The sequence below is a fragment of the Pedobacter sp. GQ55 genome (assembly GCF_059758925.1).
Genome location: NZ_JCAXEI010000005.1, coordinates 139,042 through 160,652, shown reverse-complemented (window position 1 = coordinate 160,652; position 21,611 = coordinate 139,042). Strand labels below are relative to the sequence as shown.

The window sequence follows — 21,611 nt, the reverse complement described above, 5'->3', positions numbered from 1 at the left end:
AGCTGCGCGCGCTCAAAGGTAATTAATATCAGTGTTTATAGCAATCCTTAATTTAGCGTAATCCTTAGACTAAAACCAAAATTACTGAAAGAGGTGTTAAAGGTCTGCGAAGTATATGGCTTGGTAACGTTAGAATCGTAGAACACCCGCACATTAAAACGCTGGTTAAGAACGTAATCCACACTAGGTCTGAAGGTTATGTTCTGAGCTCCTGATGAAACTTCTGCCTCAGTAATATCTGCACGATAAATCACCGTCTTATTATCTCTTAATGCAATGTCTAACTTAAAGTCCATATTATTATCGGTCTTTAATCCTTTAAATAATCCAAACGGGAACCTGAATTTATTTGTTCTGTAGCCCAAACCAAAAACCATATTATTTTCCGTTAATTGAGCCAGCTGACTGTTTGCAAGGCTTAATCCCAGCAACCTCGATCGACCATACTCAAAGTTAGCAGTCATGTTATTTTTCAATCGGGTATCAACACCAATTAGTGGGGCAAATTGTTCAGCAATGGTTACTTGAGAATACTGGAACTTAGGCAAGAAATTCCCTCCACTGGCATCCTCTCTGCTAATTACAGAACCATTACTTTCCTGATACCGCAATAAAGAGTTAAAACTGTTAACACTATAAATTGAGCGATACGAATGCCTGATGTCTATCGAGTTAAACCGGTCTGCAAGAAAAGCAATACGGGTTAATCCACGGTAATTCAACCGCCAGTTCGGCAAAGGAATGCTTGGAAGAGAATTCAGGTTAACGGATGATGCACTTCTGCCGGAATAAGCTGCCAAAAATGCCGAAACAACTACATCCTGGGCATTCTTATCGTAGCCATCTGCATACCCATCAACTATTCCTCTGGAATTTGGATTTTGTGCCCCCAAACGCTGCGAAATCACCTGCCGGTTTGCCATGAATTGATTAAACAACTTAGAAACCGTACTGCCTGATTTTTCTGAGAATGAGGTGCGTAAAGAAATAAATGAAATACTATAATCCCCGGTTGTATATGGACTTAAATCCTCAAATTCACGACTGTCACTATCATACCTGTAATTTGTAGAGAAATTCGATGTTCTATTCTTATTTGCAGTAAGGGTAATGGTCAAATCCCGAATGGGCTCAATTAAACTGGTAAAGCTTAGATCCTCCCGTAGGGTATTCACATAAAGCTGTGTCTGTAAGGTATCGGTAGTGAGCCATCCATTATTAACGGCCATGCTTCTGATGTCACGCTGACTTCCAAACACAAATCCCAGCCCTGGAGCTCCAGTCACATCATCAATACCAAAATAATTGGTTTTAGGTAAATACCCGGGCATAAATATACCCCTGGTCTGTGTATAAGCACCTACAATATTTTTAATTCCTGTAAGCAACCCCACAAAAAATCCTGTTCCCGATTGCTTGTCCGTAGTACTTGTACCTGCCTTTCTAACAAATCCAAATTTGTTGTAAAGACTTGCAAGGTTCAGGTTTGGATTAATCTGAATGATTCTGGAATTCTGAATGGTATTTCCCAAATCAATAAGTGGATTTCTAAGTGTTGATAACGGTTCAGTCTGCCAGTTAAAGCTTGTTCCGTAACGGGTAGTCACATTTAACCAGTCCATTCCCGGGATCTTATTTATCGGCAAATTATAGGTAACATTTAAATTATGGGAGTAGTCTGTAGTTCTGCCCAGTCGCTTTAAATTCTGCCAAAGTGTGTCTCTTTTCAATCCGTCAATTCGGCCCTCAGGTTCGTCAATAATAGAGTAATTGGTGGCATCAAAATCCAAGGTAAGTGAACGTGTAAAATTCCACGAAATACCATACACCCTGGTAACGAGGAAATTCTTATTAAACGTCGTGTTTATAGGAATGGCATTATTAGGGTCATTGTTGCGCAGGCTGTTTTCCGAATAATAGCGATCCAGATCGATCCTAAAGTTTATCGAATTAGGCAATAAGCTAAAGTTTATCTCTTTTAATAATGCCAGCGTATTTGATTTAATGATCTTGGCAAGCGGTTCATAGCTTTTTGATTGTCCTGCATAATTATAGGCTAGCGAGGCCCGGTAAGTCTGCTGAATGTTATTCTGATTTATAAAATCTCTATGCGCAAACTTTGTATAGGCATAACTTGCGTTTAGATTTTCTATATCCCATAGCTGAGGTTTTTTATTAAGATCGGTACGCTCCTTTCTTACATTTGTAAAACTGATACTATTACGGGTGGTGTAATCCTGTGCATAGTTCAGAATCTCTTTTTTCTCTGCTTTCGTGGCTCCTTCCAATGCTGTTTTCAACTCAATATCCGGCGTTCTGGGATCATACTGCGGTGTACTGATCTGACTTGAATAACTAATAAACATAGGAATCTTTACCCCCGATTTGTTGGGTAAAAACTTACCTAGCTCCATGCTCGAAGAGATATCAAAAAATACATTATCAGCTCTGTTTCTTTCACTCACTCTTTTTTCCAGGGAACCGAATCCAATGGTAGATTTACTTCCCGAAATGTTTACATCAGCAAAATCTGCCAGTTGGGCATTCATCCTTGCTGTTGCAGCCCAGCCCCCTCTTTCATCAAATTGGGTTAATCTTAATTCATTAAACCATACCACTGCATTTTTATCCAGTCCATCGTCCTCACCAGGGTTTGCAGGATTTCTAAGCGGGTTTTTTACACCAAGCATGTACACCCTAACCTTACTCATATCAGGCTGGCCCTTTATGGTAATTGTTTTTCCATTCTCAATAAATTCATAAGGGATATTTACCGGCCATGGCTGTCCGTTAAGCATGGCTTTGTTTCTGGCTATTTTGGCCTTTTGAAAAATCTCAAGTTCAATATCTAGTTTATTCTGATCCGGCCAGATGGCATAAGGATCGCTTGTTCCAGGACCAGTAACCCTTAAAGGCTGTGCGTATTCGTAATAATTATCCTGATTGTCGGTTCCGATCCTTAAAAAGGCACTCAGATCATTGTTATTCAATATGTTGCTACCAAGGGCCTCCAGGTGAATATACATTTCCAAATGCTTGTATGATCTAAAATCATTAATAGCGGTTTTAAATGTAGCTCTTCCGTATCCATCCCTTAAACTTTTGATCGTTACTGACAGCGACTGTTCATTTTGTCTGGTATCACCACGGTAGTTGCTGAAATCGCGTTCCCTTTCAATGCCAGGAGGAACAACATATGGTATTGGAGTACGTTTTCCGTTCTCTTCAATATTCACCGTAGCTACTTCTATTGTCGAATTGTCTGCTCCAATTGGCTGTAATATCGGGTCAACAATTACCTGTGCAGGATCATTATTTGCATTATACTGACGCCATTCACCTCTTATCAACTGGATCTTTCCAAACCTGAGCACGGTGGTATCGGCATAATTGGTCAGAAACATTCTAATGAAACGGATCGACTTAAAATCCTGGATATTTCCAACCTTTTGCTGGTATTGTGCCAACGGAATTCTGATCTGGTACCAGGTAACAGGCCGTGTTTGCCCATTAGCAAGTTTAACCTGTGAGGTTACCTTGTCAGTAACAAAATTTTGTCCAACCAATAAATCCCCCGGACGCATTGACACCTTATACTGGAAATACTCATCAGACTGGGTCATGTTATTATCTCTGTTGATGTCCTCTCCATCGGGTAAGGAAGTAGAAGCTGAATTCTCTACACCAAAATCTTCCCGAGATTGTTCAGGGGTCTTAGAATTTCCTTCAGTACCATTGTATCTCTGGTAGCGTTTTAAAATTCCTGCACCAGCCTGATCGAGTGCATTACTCCGATAATAGGAATAGTCATCCGATGATGGGTCATCTTCGAATTCGGCAGCAGCATCTGGATTTAACTGCCCTTTTATTTGATTAATAAGCGAGGCGAATTTGGCACGTTCATCATTACTGGACAACCCATCCAATCCTACGTCCTGGCTTCTTCTGGCCGCTGGATCATTGTCAAATGCCTGAACCACCGGTTGCAGTTTAGGTACCCTGCCCCAATTGGTTTCATCAAATTTACTTGGATCTCCATTTGCAGGTAAACCATTCTCTAATGATTTACGTCCGTCCTTCAGAATGTCTTCTGAAAGATTTCCAACATTAAAATATAAATCACCTCCGGCAGAATTTGGTTTATATATATTCGGGTCCATAACCCATAATTCTATAAATTCTATATTCAAAGCCTCAAAATCATTGGTTTCAATTCTTCTGAATAAACCACCCCATCTTGATTTTGGATTATTTAACAAACCATTAGACCCAAATCCATTTGGCGCATAATTATAAGGGCCTCTCACCGTTGGATAAAAGGCAACATCTAAGGTTGGCAGGGTGATCGATTGGCCGGTACTTGTTTCTTTAAAAGGGAAAACCTCCTGCTCTATAATTTCGCGCACATAATGATTAGACAATTCCGTACGGTTACTTCTTATACTGGCAGGTAAATTACTTGCGTTTCTGTTGTAAAAAGTCGGATCAATATTATAAAATGCGATACGCGCCCTATTGTAGCCATAGGCAAGGTCATTGATCAAATTTGATTCAGAAAACAGCTGAGGGGTGCCCGACAACTGCCATGCTACAGCACTTTTCAGATCTATTATAGATCTCGAGGCTTCAAAATCATCGAGGTAACTTACACCACCTTTTTGACCTCCGAAATTAAGTGCCCTGGGGTGACCGGGTAACAATTGGGCAAACTCTCCTGAAAATGTAATGCTCGAAGGAGCTTTAGTAGAAAGAAAAGGTAATTTATCAACCAACTTGGTTAAAAACCTTGAAGGTGAGCTATAATTAATATCCAACCCCCATATGGTATTGGAAATGGGTTCTTCTCCAATGTTTACTTTTGGCGTTAACGGCTTTTCTGAAAGGTTCATGATTGTACCTCCCAAATTCAATTTATTATTTACTTTATAGTCTAGCCTTGCCCCAAATAAGGATCGTTGCTGCAACCCAAAAAGTTCATTATTTTCTGTTGATATTCTTATGGGCTGACCTGATATTAAAATTCCAGTATTCAATATCTTTACCCTTCCTCCCTGGTAGTCTACTGTAAAATCTACTCCTTCCTGCAACGGAATTGTTCCCGCAAAAACCCGCACCGAACCCTCCGGCACATTGATGGCATTTAAACTAAACTCAGAGGCAATATCTGATTGATAACTTCCTTTAATAATATACCTGTTCTGTTTGGTAAACAATTGCTGGGCAACAACCTTGGTAGAGTCGTACAATGCAGTATAGGTGTATTTATCAATAAAAGCTTGTTCAGTTGGCAAGAACTGGCTCGCCAAATCTCTTCCAAAAGGTTCAACAAGCGGAAAAATTATTCTGCCATTTAATGGATCTATAGTAATGTATCCACTTTTGGTGTTTGAAAGTACATAGGCTGTATTTCCGTTTGTATTATTAATCGTACCCGTATTGTTAAAAGCGCTATTGTTCCCAAATGTGTTTGAAGCATTCTGATTAGAATTTGAATTAAAAGGGTTGTTCTCTGCCTGAAAGTCGAAAATCCCATCCGGTTTTGCTTCATCCTGCTGATTCAAACGATCCAAACCAGCTACCTGTATCCATAACTTATCTTTCAGTGGCCGCTTAAATTTATCCAGCTTCTCCCCCTCTGTAATAACTGGCCTCTCAATACCTGTTTTCTCGTCTATTCTAAAGATATCCAGCTTAAAGTTCTGTTGACTGATCTGGTATCCACCAATAGAATAAATATTTTTCATCATCAGTCCCCAGGTAGGCATGTTGACTTTGGTCGTTTCATTCTTTAATAATTTTGCGAACAAAACTTTAGGGCTCCCCTGGTCAAATGGAACATCGGTAGTAAACTCACCCACCTGATATTCTACTCCATTATAAGTATAGCGATACGCAACGGCAAGCACTTCGTCTGTATTGAGGGCATTATTTAGAGAGATGTAACCCAGTTTAGGATGAAAAGTAAACTCTCTTTCAGTTAGTTTTCTGGCATAAGTGAGCTTCGCGTAGTTGTCTGTACCCTTGCTTTGCTGAAAGAAAGAAATAACTGCATTAGAGTTGGTTTGTCTCACATCTGCCGGTAACCTATCCAATAAATTATTTGAATGCCTTGGAAACTGATTATTCTTAAATGCCGACGGAAGCACGGAAGTTCCTCCGGTCAGTGTAGTATTATACGGCTTATTCTCTCCCAGATCCATAAAGGCAAGTACATCTCTGGAATCCTGAGTATTGCCGGCCTTATTGGTAACCCAAACTTCTATTTTGGTAATGATAATACCCGAAGTGATCGTAGGCGGATTGGATAAGGCCTTGTTATAATTGTCCCTGAAATACTGAGCAAGGAAATAGTGTTTGTTTGCTTCGTAATTATCTGCGCTGATCCTATATTCGTTCTGTTGCGCACCATTATTGATCTGTATTTCCCTCGACTGTGATTTTTGCTGGGTAAAAACAGTATTTACGTTCAGTTTACCAAACTGCAATTGTGTTTTTATCCCAAATAGCGCTTGTGTCCCGCTAATTAAGGTCGTATTTAAAGGAAGGCTTACATTACCTGCCTCTATTTTCTTTATAATATCGTCATCACCACCCGTATAATCCAACTTAATCTGGTTCTCAAAATCAAATTGAGCTTCAGTGTTGTAGTTCATATTAACTTTCAGCTTGGTACCGATATTACCAATAACATCCATCTGGATGCGCTGGTTAAAGTCAAAATTCCCCTGTACTCTCTGGCGTTCATTAAACAAGGGGTTTTCATTTCTGTTTATTCTACCCAAAAAAGTAAGTTCCGCTTCCCCTCGCGGTTGGATATTAATGGTGTTCCCACCAAATATTTTCTCGAAGGCTTTACTATTGATGCTCAAACTTGGAATGATCCCCGTTCTTCTTACATCATTGATCTCCTCATTGGAAAGCGTCCTCCAGTTTTCACGCTTGATTTCACTACTGATCAACCGCTGATATTCGGCAATGGTTAAGTATTGAGGGGCGGCAATTAACTTATCACCTACCAGCTGTCTTATTATGTATCTTTTATTTACTGCGTCATATTCAACTTCCCGTTTCACATTATCTGGCAAGGGCTTAAAGGGATTTGATAACGGCCTAATGCCCAGCCGTTGCTTTTCTTTTAAACCGAATAAATTTCTTGACGTATCACTGGCAGACCGCCCTACCACTACCTGAGAGACAGCATTTTTTCCCCAAAAGAGTGTAACCAAAAGGAGAGATGATATTAGCGCTAATTTGTTTTTCAAGAGTAAAAAAAGTTATAAATTTTTTAGGGCTAGCTTAATCATTTGTTCTACTGACAGATCCTGACCACCCACCTTCACCGCGTTATCAATTGCCTTTTCAGATGCGGGTTTCGCAAACCCGAGCATCATTAAAGCTGATAAAGCTTCTTCCTTTACAGTATTGTTTAAAGGGGCCGCAATTAACGACCCCGTTCCTTCTTTCTTTAATTTATCTTGCAACTCAAGCACAAGTCTTTGTGCAGACTTGACACCTATCCCCTTAATACGTTGTATAAGTGGAAGGTCGCCGCTAATAATAGCCGACTGAATTTCATTGGGAGTAATAGATGAAAGCATCATTCTTCCAGTATTGGGTCCTATACCAGATACCGAAATCAGGTGCAGAAATAGTCTTCTTTCACCTTCATCAGCAAAACCATACAAAGTATGCGCATCTTCTTTAATATGAAGCCAGGTATAGATTTTACATCGCTCCGCATCGGCAAGACTGCTGTAGGTATTTAGAGATATATTAATATGGTAGCCTACGCCACCGGCTTCCACTACAATATACGCGGGGCATTTAAAGGTTAACTTACCATCAATATATGCAAACATATTTTATCTTTTTGAAATTCTTTTTAATAGACCTTTTTTCGGATTTGCTTCTTGTTCTTTAGCCTGTACATCTAAAACCGCAATGGTTACCATGTTTACAATTTCTCTTACTGAACTACCAAGCTGCACAATATGTACTGGTTTTTTCAGACCCAGTAAGATCGGGCCAACAGCTTCCGCCTCTCCAAGTTCCTGTAATAGTTTATAAGCAATATTACCAGATTCCAGATTAGGGAAAACCAGCGTATTGGCTGGGGCGCCTATTAATCTGCTAAAAGGGAAATTATCTTTTAACATCTCATTATTAATGGCAAAGTTCCCCTGCATCTCACCATCCACCATGATGTGCGGATATTTCTCGTGTAATATCTTTACAGCTTTCCTAACCTTTTCCGGTACAATACCTTCATTAGACCCAAAGTTAGAATATGAAAGTAACGCCACCCTTGGCTGTATGTTAAATTTACTTACAGAACGCTCCAAAAGCAACGTTAAATCTACTAATTCTTCTGCAGTGGGATCAACATTCACAGTCGTATCTCCGAAAAATACAGGCCCTTTCTTGGTCATCATCATGTACATTCCGGCAACACGATTTACACCTTCTTCAGTACCAATAACCTGCAAAGCTGGTTTAATTGTCGACACATAATTCTTAGTCAAACCAGAAATCATTGCATCAGCTTCTCCAAACTCAACCATAGAAGCACCAAAATAATTCCTGTCACGCAGAAATTTGGTTGCCTCAATTAAAGTCACTCCTCTTCTTTGTCTCTTCTCATATAATGAGTTCGCATACTTACTCATGCGCTGCTGCTCTTCAAAAGGGTCAATTATGGTAACGCCATCTAATTCCAGTGCATTTTCCTCAATTATTTTCTTAATGACTTCCTTGTTTCCAAGCAGAATCGGGATAGCTATATTCTCATCTTTTACAATTTGAGCAGCCTTTAATATTTTATAGTTATCAGCTTCAGCAAACACAACGCGCTTAGGATCAGATTTAGCCTTATTCGTAATCGCACGCATAATCGCATCATCACCACCCAATCGGTGTTTCAATTCCTCAATGTAAGCATCCCAATCGGTGATCACCTTACGCGCAACACCAGACTCAATTGCTGCCTTGGCTACAGCTGTAGATACATTCGTCATTAAACGAAGATCCATTGGTTTTGGAATAATATAATCTTTACCAAACTTAATGTTGGTTTCATTGTAGGCCATATTCACCGCCTCAGGCACTGGTTTTTTGGCCAGCTCGGCAATTGCTCTTACCGCAGCGATCTTCATGGGCTCGTTAATGGCGGTTGCCCTTACGTCAAGCGCACCTCTAAAAATATACGGGAATCCCAAAACGTTGTTCACCTGATTAGGATAATCAGAACGACCGGTAGCCATAATAATATCCTTGCGGGAATTAAGAGCCAGCTCATAAGCAATTTCCGGATCGGGATTTGCCATAGCAAATACGATAGGATTTTTTGCCATTGATTTCAGCATATCTTCTGTTACACAATTAGCAGATGATAAGCCAATGAACACATCACTATCCTTCATTGCCTCTGCCAGTGTATCTAAATTTCTGGAAGTTGCAAATTCAGCTTTAATTGCGTCAAGGTTCTCGCGTGTATCCCGGATCACGCCAGAGCGGTCACACATCACAATATTCTCTTTTTTTGCACCTAAAGAAACATATAAGCGTGAGCAGGAAATAGCGGCAGCACCTGCCCCATTCACGACTATTTTAACCTTATCTATTTTCTTTTTTTGCAGTTCGCAGGCATTTAACAATGCCGCTGCTGAGATAATGGCAGTACCATGCTGATCATCGTGCATTACAGGAATCTTCATTTCTTCCTTTAAACGACGCTCTATTTCGAAGCACTCAGGTGCTTTAATATCCTCTAAATTTATTCCGCCAAAAGTAGGCTCAAGGGCTTTCACGATCTTAACAAAATCATCCACATTTGTGGTGTCCAGTTCAAGGTCAAAAACATCAATATCTGCAAATATTTTAAAAAGGAGACCCTTTCCTTCCATTACAGGTTTTCCTGCTTCCGGCCCAATATTACCTAGGCCTAATACAGCAGTGCCATTACTAATTACAGCCACTAAATTCCCCTTAGCTGTATATTTATAAACGTCTTCAGTATTTTCAGCAATCTTTAAACATGGCTCTGCAACCCCAGGTGAATAGGCAAGCGCCAGGTCTCTTTGAGAGTTTGTTGGTTTTGTTGGGATAACCTGAATCTTCCCAGGTCGCCCCTGCGAATGGTAATCTAAAGCATCCTGCTTCCTGTTTATTTTAGTCATAAAATTGTCAATTGTAAAGGGTCAAAGTTACAATTCTTTTATTAGGGCTTAAAATAAAAAAAAGGCAATTAAATTACGGATTTCGCGTGTTTAAATGCAATTATGAACAAAATGAACAGGAAAATAAACAAACTGAACGCTAGCTTTTCAGGCGACTTGGGGTGTCATTATCGGGATGTGTGCTATACACTTTTATTTTCTGTCCTGGAACAATCGTTAAACTTCTTAACTTATTCCAGACTTTAAGATCCTGAACTTCAACATGATATTTATTGGCAATCGCTCCTAAATTTTGTCCGGGTTTAACCTTATGATAGAAGAAGACCGGTCTTGATTTTACATTCCTTACAGGCCGTCTCTCTTCATTTGACGCCAATACCATTTTCATGTTGGTTTCTGTTTCCGGATTCAGTACCTCGTAGATTCGGGCAAAGTTGGCTAAGCTAACTTTTGGGACAATCACACGCTTCGGCGTCGATTCTGTACCGTTAACAATCTTCTTCTTATAAGAAGGGTTTAAGGTACAAAGTTCTTCTTCATCCATATTCAAAGCGTTAGCTAAAGTGGGGATAGAAATAAAACGATTAACCTGAATAGTATCTGTAATCTTGATATAAGATGGCCGCTGTGAACTAATATGGTGTTTATCGGAACACTTCATTACATACACTGCAGCAATAAACGCAGGCACATAATTTCTTGTTTCGGTTGGTAAAAATCTTCTAAGCTCCCAGAAATCACTGGAGTTGGCTTTCTGCATTGCCCGCTTCACATTTCCCATTCCGCAATTATAGGCGGCAATTGCCAGAAGCCAGTCACCCAACTCCTCGTAAGCATCTCTGAAATAGGCTGCAGCAGCATAACTTGCTTGTATCGGGTCCTTTCGGTCGTCAACAAAATTATCCATATTTAAACCATACTCTCTGGCCGTGCCAAACATGAATTGCCATAATCCGGTAGCGCCAACTCGGGAAACGGCATAGGGGTTCATAGATGATTCTATGATTGGCAAGTATTTAATCTCCTCCGGGATATTAAGGCTTTTAAGCGCTCTTTCAAAAATCGGAAAATAGTAGTCAGACATGCCCAGCATTCTGCCCATCATTTCCTTCCTTCCGCTGTAAATGTCTATGTACTTCTGTACATATTCATTGTAAGTAAGCGGAACGGTCTTCTCAATAGAATCTAATCTGTTCTTGTAATTGTAATTATAGTTATTAAACAGGGGCGTTTCATCAACCTCAGGCACTGAAGTTGTGTCGTTCAAAATTAAGCCACGTTGTTGGGCCGATGCTGAAAAGCTAATTAATGCTAAAATGCAATAGGATACGAAGTGTACTTTTATTTTCATAGGCATTTCATTCTGCTTTCAAGGCTTTTCTAAAAAAACCTCCTTAGTTTAAACTATCATTTAAAAATGTTTGGGACAAGGAAAGTAGTTCTTCCTCCCTAAAATGTTTGGTCATCAATTGAATACTTAACGGCAAACCATCGTCATTATTGCCCAAAGGTATTGCTACCGCCGGAATCCCGGTTAAAGAGGCCAATACAGTAAATATATCTGCCATATACATCACCAACGGGTCATCTATATTGTCGCCAATTTTAAAAGCCGGTGTGGGAGTTACAGGGGTTAAAATCACATCAAACTCCTTAAGCATCTCTTCCATTTTCTCTCTGATCAACCTTCTTACCTGCTGTGCTTTCTGGTAATACGCATCATAATATCCGGCACTTAAAACAAAGGTCCCCAACAATATCCGTCTTTTCACTTCTTCTCCAAAACCCTCAGCTCTTGATTTTTTATACAATTCATTTAAATTGCCGGCTTCCAGGTTACGGTGACCATAATGCACCCCATCATAACGGGATAAATTAGAGGAAGCCTCTGCAGTAGTAAGCACATAATATGCAGGAACCAAATAGTCCAGCAAATCAAATGACACATAATCTACGGTATGTCCCTGTGCTTTAAATCGTTCTATAGCATTCAATATCGAATCCTTAATTGCAGGATCCAAGGCTTCGCTTTCCAGCGTTTCCCTTATCACTGCAATTTTCTTTTTGGTCCCATTGCCCAGGGCTGCAGAATAAGCAGGCACCTCTTTTTTAGAAACTGTACTGTCATAATCGTCAGTTCCGGCCAAAACCTCTAACAATATTGCCGCATCACTCACTGAGGATGTTATGGTACCTACCTGATCAAATGAGGAAGCATAAGCAATTACCCCATATCTCGAAATACGTCCATAAGTTGGCTTAAACCCAATACATCCACAAAAAGCCGCTGGCTGTCTAACAGATCCCCCGGTATCGGTTCCTAAGGCCGACAAGCATAAATCTGCCTGAACAGCTACAGCCGATCCACCTGATGATCCGCCTGCTACCCTTTCAATATCTGCAGCATTACTTACCGGGCCATAATAGGAAGTTTCATTAGAGCCGCCCATAGCAAATTCATCACAATTTAACCTGCCAATAATAACAGCGTCTTCACTGATCAGTCTTTCCACAACGGTAGCAGAATAGGGAGATACAAAACCTTCAAGCATTCTGGAAGATGCAGTAACCATATGGTCTTTATAAGATATATTATCTTTTATACCAATTACCATCCCCGCAAGCTTACCAGCAGTTCCACTATCGATTTTTTTCTGCACAAGCTTTGCCTGCTCTGAAGCTGAATAAAAAAACACCTCATTGAATGCATTGAGGTGTTGATGAGCTTCTATTTGCTTAAAATAATAATCTAACAACTCAGTTAAGCTGAGCTTTTTTTGACCAATAAGAGTTTGTATCTCTGTTAAGGAGCTATACTTCTTCAAATTCAAGAATACATTAAGATTAAAAATTAGGTCCTAAAACCTATAACGGTTTGTTGGTGCGGTTTCTTTCTACCGTTTCGTTATCATCAACTCCGTCTTTGCCATCTTTAAATTCTTTAATACCTTTTCCCAGACCTTTCATTAGTTCCGGAATCTTTCTACCTCCGAAAAGCAGAAGTACTATGACAAGAATAATGGCTATTTCCATGCCACCTAACGCGGCTGATATCGTTGTGTTTAACATGATATTTTAGTTAAAGTTTAGTTTTATCTGTTTCTATTTTTGTGTTCTCTGTATCGTTACTGGCAGCAACAAGGTCCTGCTTCTCAAAATCCGGTGACTCCTTACCCTCCTCTACAGCCTGCGCTTGCGGCTCCGGAGTAGTTTCAGAAGGATGGTGACGATTAGCATTGGTGTCATTAATAACCGATTCGATATCATCAACAATACCTACGGAATTTATGTTACGATGGATTTCTCTTTTAACCCCTTCTGAGGCATCTTTAAAATCTCTGATTCCTTTCCCTAAACCTCTTGCTAGTTCTGGTAATTTTTTACCTCCAAATAACAAAAGTACCACCGCCAGGATGAGCATAATCTCGCCGCCACCCATGTTCAGGAATTCTATTAACGTCCCTCTATACATTTTCTTACCGATTTATAATTAATTAATACAAATATAAACATTTATAATCCACAATATCCTATTTTGCTATCCATGCTTCTGGATTCTGCGCGGCCATCCCTCTTCTAATCTGGAATTGCAGCTGAGGTGTACCTTCGGTTGTCCCCACAGTACCTATTGTTTGTTTTGTAGTCACTGTCTGGTCTTTAGATACACTAACCGATTTTAAGTTCTGGTAAACCGTGAAATATTCACCATGCTTAATCAACACAAAATATCTACCATATTGCTCCATCACCGTAGTAACCTTACCATTAAATACCGCACGTACAGCAGCTCCTTCAGCAGTTTCAATGTTTACACCATCGTTGGTATACGATGCCTGGCCCTCCATATGTCTTCCAAAACGTTCCGTAATTGAACCGGTAGCCACAGGCCATGGCAACGAGCCGCGGTTACTTTCAAATTGTGATGACAACCTTGCAGCTTCTGGAGTTGCCGTTAAATATCCGCTGTTTGTTTTTGCTTTTGGTGCAGCGACAGCCGGAGCAGGCTTATTTTCAGCTTTTGCCTTGGCGGCAGCTGCTCTTTCGGCGGCTAAACGTGCCTCTTCTGCTTCTCTTCTTGCTTTCTCGATCTCCCTTGCAATTGCCGCACGGATATTTCTATCAAGCTGCGCAGCTATTTTTTTCCGCGTTGCGATGTCTTGTCTATATTTCTTCTCTTCCCTGCTAAACTTATTCAGTACCTGGGATTGCTCACTCTTATTCTTACCAAGCTTACTTTTCTCCTGCTCCTGTTCATGCAAAAGATTGCTCTTTTCTTTAAGGTTTTTATCTAAAATTACGATCTTATAATTAAGATCTTTCTGCTTACCCTGTATATAGTCGGCCTGCTTTTTACGGTACTGACCAAACTGCTGTAAATACTTAATCCGTTTATATGCCTGATTAAAGTCGCTGGCTGCAAAAATAAACATCATCTTATCATAAGAGTTCCTGTTCCGCTGTGCAAACCTGATCATACTTGCATATTCTTTTTTAAGCTGCCCGAGCTGGCCCTTCAAATTATGAACAACGTTCGTGTTTTCATGAATCTGATTGTCAAGATTTTTCATCTCCGAATTGATCACAGAGATCTTGCTTTGCATTAAGCCAATTTTGGCATTTAGTGCATTGATCTGACTTAAAGTAAGCTTTTTGTTCTTTGCTGCTTTATTTGCATTTTTCTGCAACAAATCAATTTCGCGCTGTATGGCTTCTTTTTTTCTTTTCAACTCTGCACTACTTTGTCCAAAAACAACAGAGGCAGATAGTAAAAATAAGAGGAGTAAAAGTAATTTGTTTAGCTTCATTGCATCAAAAGTATAAAAAATCAGTTTATTACCTCATACTTATTTGGAACATTAAACGGAAATTCAAGAGCAAGATTGCTTTCAATTTTCGAAAAGTCCAAATTGATATTAATTCTTTTATCCCCGGCCATAGAGTTAATTTTCAGGTTAGTCGGAAAAAGAGCCCCATTAATATTCTGATATTCTCCATAAACAACCCGCAAAGATCTTCCGGAAGCAATATCATTCAAATTGTTTTCATTAACCTTTAGCAAGGTATTAAAAATCACTCTGTAAGCCAGGCCTTCATTCACGCCACTAAGCGTCCAAACGCCGTTTTCCTGCGCGACCAAGGTCTCATCCCTAAAGAAGTCTTTAACCGTATTTCCAGAGAAAATAGCCTGTAATAATTCAAAATTAACCTGCTTGTTGGTATAAGTATGTACGTAATTAAAAGGCTTCTTTAAATAAACCCCCTGTAAATTATTTCTAACCTTAATGCTATCAGGAGTAATTAATGCCCTTGCCACCTCAATACCCAAAGCGGTAATACTTACCCAGATCTTTTTATTTTTCTCTATCCTGATGTTCATGTTCACATTATTTGTGTTCCCATTAATATCTAGACTAGCCTTTGCTTTAAGCGAAAGTGTACTAAAAGAAATATCCTTCGCTTTAAGCACGGTTATCGTTTCCGATCTCTTATTATCAGCCGGAGTTTCTGCTGCCGTTGGCGGTTTAACAATGGCTTTCTTCGTTTTACAAGCCATTACTACCGAAACAAGAGCAACAAATAGCAAGCTATTGAATATATTTCTTTTCATTAATCTTCTTATTTAACTTCTCTGAATCATTTCCGGCGCTTTTGGCCTTTTTCCACTGTGCCAATCCCAAATCTTTATCTCCCTTCAGAAATAAAACATCACCATAGTACTCTATATATAACGGATTTTCTGCATCCAGCTGCAATGCTGTTTTAATATTTGTTAAAGCCAATGCATTTTGATTATCATTTTGAAGGGCCAATGCCATGTAATAATATAAAATGGCTTGATTCGGATAAACCGACAAAGCATCATCAGCAGTTTTGATTGCATCCTTATATAAACCAAGCGAAGTTTGTATATTCAACATCTGTTCCCATACTGCATAGAGCTGATCAGTCAGCTTTAATACAGATTTGAACTGTGTCAATGCGCCCTGGGAATCTCCTTGCTGATAAAGTACATCACCGTACAAAGCAAAAACTTTAGGATCATCCGTATGAACTTTCGTTGCGATCATTGCAAGTTCAGCAGCATCATCTAGCCTTAACTGATCTTTCTTGCCTCCCAAAAGCATCACTACAATTTTAACTTTCTGGTCAACAGGCATCATAACATTCCCAAAAGCCTTTTTTAAGGACATCTGCGCCTCTGTATTATTCTTTAAGGCACTGTAAACATCAGCCATAGCTAGGTCCACCTCAAAATCATCAGGCTCCAGTTCCTTTGCTTTGCTAAGTACGGCCAAAGCTTCAGCGTTCTGTTTTTTTTGTACCAGTACACCACTTGTATATAGTAAACTCTTAACATCCTTTACATTTTCAGCAAGGATCTTCTCAACCTCCTTCTTATCAAGCCCGTCATCTCTCCCCATACTAACGCGCTGCCTGGCTTCTGTTAAAGCATCTGAAGGACCAAACTTCTTTTCCAGTACATCATACCCTTTCAAAGCTGCTTCTTCTTTACCCGCTAAAAGCAAAGCATTGGATTTATCAAAATAATACGAGTCTTCATCAGGAGAAAGCGCAATTAACTTATCAAAAACGCCAACCAGATTATCCATATCTCCTTTTCGCTTATAAAGCTCTGCTAGTAATTTCCAGTACCAAACGTTATTAGGGCTCAGGAAAGTCGCTTTTTTAACGGCCATTTCCGATTCCATCAGTTTATTTTGTCTGAAATTCAGCGTAGCAATCTCAAAATAAGCAGCAGAATTATCAGGATCGATCTTTAACAACTTATCAAAGTTCTCAGCTGCCTTCGGATAATTTTCATTCAGTTTTTCTTTTAACCCGGCAAAGAAGAGCGTTTTTATAGCCATGCTGTCCATTGCAGAAACCACAGGCTCCTGGGCAAACACTGTGGTGCTGCCGGAAAGCAATAACATTAAAAACCACTGACCTCTTCTCATAACAAATTATTTCCCTGTATGTCCGTAACCGCCAGCGCCGCGCGTTGTGTCGCTCAACTCGCCTACCGATTTCCAGCTTACTGTTTCATGTTTTGCAATCACCATTTGAGCTATCCTATCGCCATCATTCACCACAAAATCCGTATCAGATAGATTAACCAATAAAACTTTCAGTTCACCGCGATAATCTGCATCAATCGTACCGGGCGAATTCACAATACTAATTCCATGTTTATAAGCCAGGCCGCTACGCGGGCGTATCTGCGCTTCATAACCTACAGGAAGTTCAATATGTAAACCTGTTGGAATCAAAATACGTTGTAAAGGTTTAATCGTAATTTCAGTTTCTATAAAAGCACGAATATCCATACCGGCAGCATGTTCAGTTTCATATTGAGGCAATGGGTGTGGGGAATTGTTTATGATGTTTATGTTCATTTTTTAAATAATATAGATTTCAACTGATCCTTTTCAAAATAAGTAATGCCCCCAAGGAATGCGAGCAATAACGCATTACCAATATAAATATTCCTGTTAAATACCCAAAAGGAAAGTATTACAAGAACCACTGATATAAGCAAATATGCCAAAATCCTTTTCAGATCATAAGGAATAGGATAATATTTTTGTCCTAAAACATATGAGATAACCATCATTACAAAATATGCCAGCATAGATACCCATGCCGAACCCATATAACTGTATTTAGGGATTAGCACAAAATTTAAGACAATGGTAATAAACGCCCCAACTATAGAAATGTACAAGCCGAAACGGGTTTGATCGGATAAACGATACCAGATAGACAAGTTCATATATATCCCTAAACAAACGTAACCAAATAAGAGATAAGGCACAGCGGGTAATCCTACCCAGTATTCATTTTTCCGGATAAAATACTTCAGTATTTCTATATTCGCTATCAGACCTACAAATAATACAGCCAGAGCAATCACAAAATAATGCAGGATGAAGGCATAGGTCTTTTTGGCATTTGCATTTTTAGCATGACTGAAAAAGAAAGGTTCCGCTCCCAGTCTGAAAGCTGTAATAAAAATACTGATGAAGATCGCTATTTTACAGACCGCACCATAAATACCTACCTGATGGTCCGCTATGGCATCAGGCAGTAACCTGCTCAGCACAATTTTATCTAAGTTCTCATTAACAATAAAAGATAGGTTAGCCACTAGAATAGGCCAGGAGTAAGAGAACATTTTACCGAACAATTCCTTATCAAATTTCGGCTGAAGTTTCAAAAACTCAGGGAGTAACAAAAAGAAAGTAACCAGACTGGCAATTAGGTTTGCCATAAAAACATAGCCTACCCAAATACCTCTGTACCAAGAACCAAACCACTCCGATAAAGGCCAATGATGCTTAATAATCAAAGGAATAATATAAATAAAGATCAGGTTGAGCCCTACAAAACAGCCAATGTTTAAAAATTTAATCAGGCTGTATTTGAATGCTTTATTGTCTGCCCTCAATTTAGCAAAAGGGATCACACAGATAGCATCTATAAATAAAATCCAGATAAAGAACTGGAGGTAGCTTTTATAATCAGCAAGCTGATTAGGATCATCCGTTAAATACGCAGCAATTGGATTGGTAAAAACCAATCCGGTCACTAAAAACAAAACCGAGATAAAGGCTATGCACAGAAAAGAGTTGTTGTATACCTCTTGCTTTTTATCTTCATGCTTATTCAGATAACGGAAATAAGTACTCTCCATTCCAAAAGCCAATACAGCATTAATTAATGAAGCATAGGCGTACATTGTGGTAAATATACCATAAGTACCTGCAGCAAATTTACCGGTATAAATTGGTGTGAGTATAAAATTAAACAGCCTGGAGAATACAGTACTTATACCATAAACCGCCGTTTGACCCAGAAACTTCTTTAATACCGACATCTACTTCTTAATGATTTCAAAATTCTGATAGTTTTTCACCTCCCCGGGTGTAACCTCAATATTTTCAATTTTAGCCCTGTCTGGCCCCTCATTACACCATTCTACAAAAACTTCAAGTAAAGTATCATCACCCTCTGCTTCCAGGTATAATGAACCATCTTTTTCATTCCTTACCATACCTCTAATGCCCATCTGATCCGCAACAGCCTTAGTGGTAGCTCTAAAAGATACCCCCTGCACCTTTCCTGTTATTTTAATATCTATATGTTTCGTTTCCATGTAAACTTTAAACCTTTAACGGTAATCGCTAAATTCTAATGCGCTTAACCTATTTTTTTCTTCTAAAAATTCCGACCAAATGCTGTGTAGTATAGCCGCTGCCGGCTTAATATCCTGTAGCATAGCCGATACCTGACCTATTTCCAACTCTCCCTCATCCATATTTCCTTCAAACATACCCAGTTTAGCGCGCGCCTTGCCTAAAAGATGCTTCAAGGCTTCGGCATTTGCACCTTCCGACTCTGCTTTAGCTACTGCGTCTGCAAATTCATTTTTCAATAACCGTACAGGGACCAATTTTTTCATGGTCAGCTTAGTATCCCCCTCCAGTGCCTCTACTATCCTATGTTTAAAATTGGGATGAGCTGATGACTCCTGGGCAACAGCAAATGCCGATCCTATCTGCACCCCTTCGGCACCCAATGCAAAAGCGGCAAGCATTGCACTTCCACTTCCAATTCCTCCGGCAGCAATCAGGGGAACTTTAACCACAGCTTTAACCATGGGTATCAAACACATTGTGGTAGTCTCTTCCCTTCCGTTATGTCCGCCTGCTTCAAACCCTTCGGCCACAACCGCATCTACTCCGCAAGCCTCTGCTTTTAATGCAAACTTTGTATTGGCAATAACATGTACCACCGTAATCCCCTTTTCTTTTAAAAACCCCGTCCAGCTGGCAGGATTTCCTGCCGATGTAAATACCACCTTTACCCCCTGGTCAACGATAATATCCATTACCTGCTGCACATTAGGATAAAGCAAGGGAACGTTTACCGCAAATGGCTTTGATGTTGCCTTTTTGCATTTTTGAATATGCTCCAGCAAAACTTCAGGATACATAGACCCGGCACCAATAATGCCCAAGCCACCCGCATTAGACACCGCAGAAGCCAGTCTCCATCCACTACACCAAACCATCCCGGCCTGGATAATTGGATATTGAATACTAAAAAGAGCTGCAATTCTATTCTTCATCAGATGCAAAGAAAAGATATTTATCTAAATAAAACTTAAAACAATCTTTCTACTCTGGATCCTAGCATTATTATCCCGCTTATCTCTTCAAAATCAACAAGGTTTATGCCCGGCCTTTTTCCTGGCTCCAAACTGCCATAACGCTGCTCAACCCCTAAAAACTCAGCCCCATTAATGGTGCCCCACTTTAAAAGATCATCAAAGTCAATTCCAAAATTGATTTGCAGGGTCTGCATCTCTGCAAATATACTCAGCCTGTTGTTGCTGGCTAAACTATCGGTACCCAACGTAATTTTAACTCCGGCATTCCTCAGCATATCTACATCCGGCAGCCTGTTCTCTATATACAAATTCGCATTCGGACAAAGGCACCAATATAAATTAGGATGGTATGCTTCTGCAAATTCAACATCTGCTTTGGAAGTAAAAGTATTGTGAACCAGCAGCGTTTTCTGTTTATCAGATAACATTGGTAAAAATGTTTGTAACGATGTTTTACCAGAGGCTTCATAGAAGTCAATATCAAGTCCCAGAACTTTATACAATTCCAAAAAACCTCCTTCTTTACGTTCAAAAAATAAATTCTCATCAGCCGTTTCCTGGTTATGAATGCTCAGCAACTCCCTGTTCGTTTCACCATTGCCGCGCAGTTCTTTAAATAGCTCAGCCGAAACTGAATATGGGGCATGCGGAACAATTGAAACTTTAAGCGGGGCAAGCTTTTCCTTAAATTCGAGCGCACGTGTTATAGATTCTTTTGCCGTTAAGGGATTAAAACCCATAATCTCCAGAAAAGTATGGTAATAAATAGGACTTCCAAGCTTAGTTCCCCTTGAAATGATCTGATTGGAAATATCACCAACGGCAACGATTCCATTCTCAAACATTTCTCTGTCTGCCCTCAGCATGGCCAGATCCAGCGCATCTTCATCAGAGGTCCTCAATTTCATTATGGTCTGCACAAAACCCAATAACCCTGTACGTGTTTCTATCTGGTCCTTTAAATGCGACAATTCCAAATGGCAATGTGTATTCACAAATCCCGGGACCAATAAACCCTCATAATGGGTTATGTCCTTTATTTTCTCATTTCCGGCTTCTTCAGGTGTTAAAACACTGGCTATTGTGCCATCAATTTCAACTCCTATAACCCCATTTTTTATTGGTGGCCCAACCACAGGAAATACGTAAGACGCAGATATATAAGAAATCATAACTACAAAGAACGGATAATAAGCGCAGAAATCTATAAATTAGTACCCGTTAAAAGCTATTTTACATCAATTTGCAAACATCAACAACAC

At 39.7% G+C, this 21,611-nt stretch carries 15 protein-coding genes; all 15 read right to left on the bottom strand.

Translation table 11 applies throughout. The annotated features are described in order from the left end of the window. Positions 1-47: 47 nt before the first annotated feature. The gene (gene sov, locus AC6CH7_RS15180) at positions 48-7,226 is read right to left on the bottom strand and encodes a T9SS outer membrane translocon Sov/SprA (RefSeq protein WP_498263755.1); all 7,179 of its coding nucleotides are present in this window, start codon (positions 7,224-7,226) and stop codon (positions 48-50) included. A 48-nt stretch (positions 7,227-7,274) separates the two neighbouring features. Then, positions 7,275-7,859, bottom strand: a complete 585-nt coding sequence (gene ruvA / locus AC6CH7_RS15175; protein ID WP_068888257.1) for a Holliday junction branch migration protein RuvA — start codon at positions 7,857-7,859, stop codon at positions 7,275-7,277. A gap of 3 nt (positions 7,860-7,862) precedes the next feature. Next, entirely contained in the window at positions 7,863-10,175 is a 2,313-nt protein-coding gene (locus tag AC6CH7_RS15170) for an NADP-dependent malic enzyme (protein WP_498263566.1), read from the bottom strand. A gap of 139 nt (positions 10,176-10,314) precedes the next feature. Beyond that, entirely contained in the window at positions 10,315-11,526 is a 1,212-nt protein-coding gene (locus tag AC6CH7_RS15165; RefSeq protein WP_498263565.1) for a lytic transglycosylase domain-containing protein, read from the bottom strand. Positions 11,527-11,569: 43 nt separating this feature from the next. Next, positions 11,570-13,000, bottom strand: coding sequence for an Asp-tRNA(Asn)/Glu-tRNA(Gln) amidotransferase subunit GatA (gatA, locus tag AC6CH7_RS15160; protein ID WP_498263564.1), 1,431 nt, complete (start codon positions 12,998-13,000; stop codon positions 11,570-11,572). A gap of 40 nt (positions 13,001-13,040) precedes the next feature. Then, positions 13,041-13,244, bottom strand: a complete 204-nt coding sequence (locus AC6CH7_RS15155) for a Sec-independent protein translocase subunit TatA/TatB (protein ID WP_108206269.1) — start codon at positions 13,242-13,244, stop codon at positions 13,041-13,043. Between the two features lie 10 nt (positions 13,245-13,254). Further along, complete coding sequence (locus AC6CH7_RS15150; RefSeq protein WP_498263563.1) at positions 13,255-13,647, bottom strand: Sec-independent protein translocase subunit TatA/TatB; 393 nt, start codon at positions 13,645-13,647, stop codon at positions 13,255-13,257. A 58-nt stretch (positions 13,648-13,705) separates the two neighbouring features. Next, on the bottom strand, positions 13,706-14,980 hold the full coding sequence (locus tag AC6CH7_RS15145) for a murein hydrolase activator EnvC family protein (protein WP_498263562.1): 1,275 nt from the start codon (positions 14,978-14,980) through the stop codon (positions 13,706-13,708). Between the two features lie 20 nt (positions 14,981-15,000). Then, positions 15,001-15,783, bottom strand: a complete 783-nt coding sequence (lolB1, locus tag AC6CH7_RS15140) for a lipoprotein insertase outer membrane protein LolB1 (RefSeq protein ID WP_498263561.1) — start codon at positions 15,781-15,783, stop codon at positions 15,001-15,003. Then, on the bottom strand, positions 15,761-17,134 hold the full coding sequence (locus AC6CH7_RS15135) for a tetratricopeptide repeat protein (RefSeq protein WP_498263560.1): 1,374 nt from the start codon (positions 17,132-17,134) through the stop codon (positions 15,761-15,763). The genes lolB1 and AC6CH7_RS15135 overlap by 23 nt, the downstream gene beginning before the upstream one ends. A gap of 6 nt (positions 17,135-17,140) precedes the next feature. Further along, positions 17,141-17,572 (bottom strand): dUTP diphosphatase, encoded by a 432-nt coding sequence (dut, locus tag AC6CH7_RS15130; protein ID WP_498263559.1) that lies wholly within the window; start codon positions 17,570-17,572, stop codon positions 17,141-17,143. After that, positions 17,569-19,053 (bottom strand): lipopolysaccharide biosynthesis protein, encoded by a 1,485-nt coding sequence (locus AC6CH7_RS15125; RefSeq protein WP_498263558.1) that lies wholly within the window; start codon positions 19,051-19,053, stop codon positions 17,569-17,571. Before AC6CH7_RS15125 ends, dut begins: the two co-directional genes overlap by 4 nt. After that, positions 19,054-19,332, bottom strand: coding sequence for an acylphosphatase (locus AC6CH7_RS15120; RefSeq protein WP_498263557.1), 279 nt, complete (start codon positions 19,330-19,332; stop codon positions 19,054-19,056). A gap of 15 nt (positions 19,333-19,347) precedes the next feature. Next, positions 19,348-20,307 (bottom strand): NAD(P)H-dependent flavin oxidoreductase, encoded by a 960-nt coding sequence (locus AC6CH7_RS15115; RefSeq protein ID WP_498263556.1) that lies wholly within the window; start codon positions 20,305-20,307, stop codon positions 19,348-19,350. Between the two features lie 35 nt (positions 20,308-20,342). Beyond that, entirely contained in the window at positions 20,343-21,521 is a 1,179-nt protein-coding gene (locus AC6CH7_RS15110) for an amidohydrolase family protein (RefSeq protein WP_498263555.1), read from the bottom strand. Positions 21,522-21,611 lie beyond the last annotated feature (90 nt).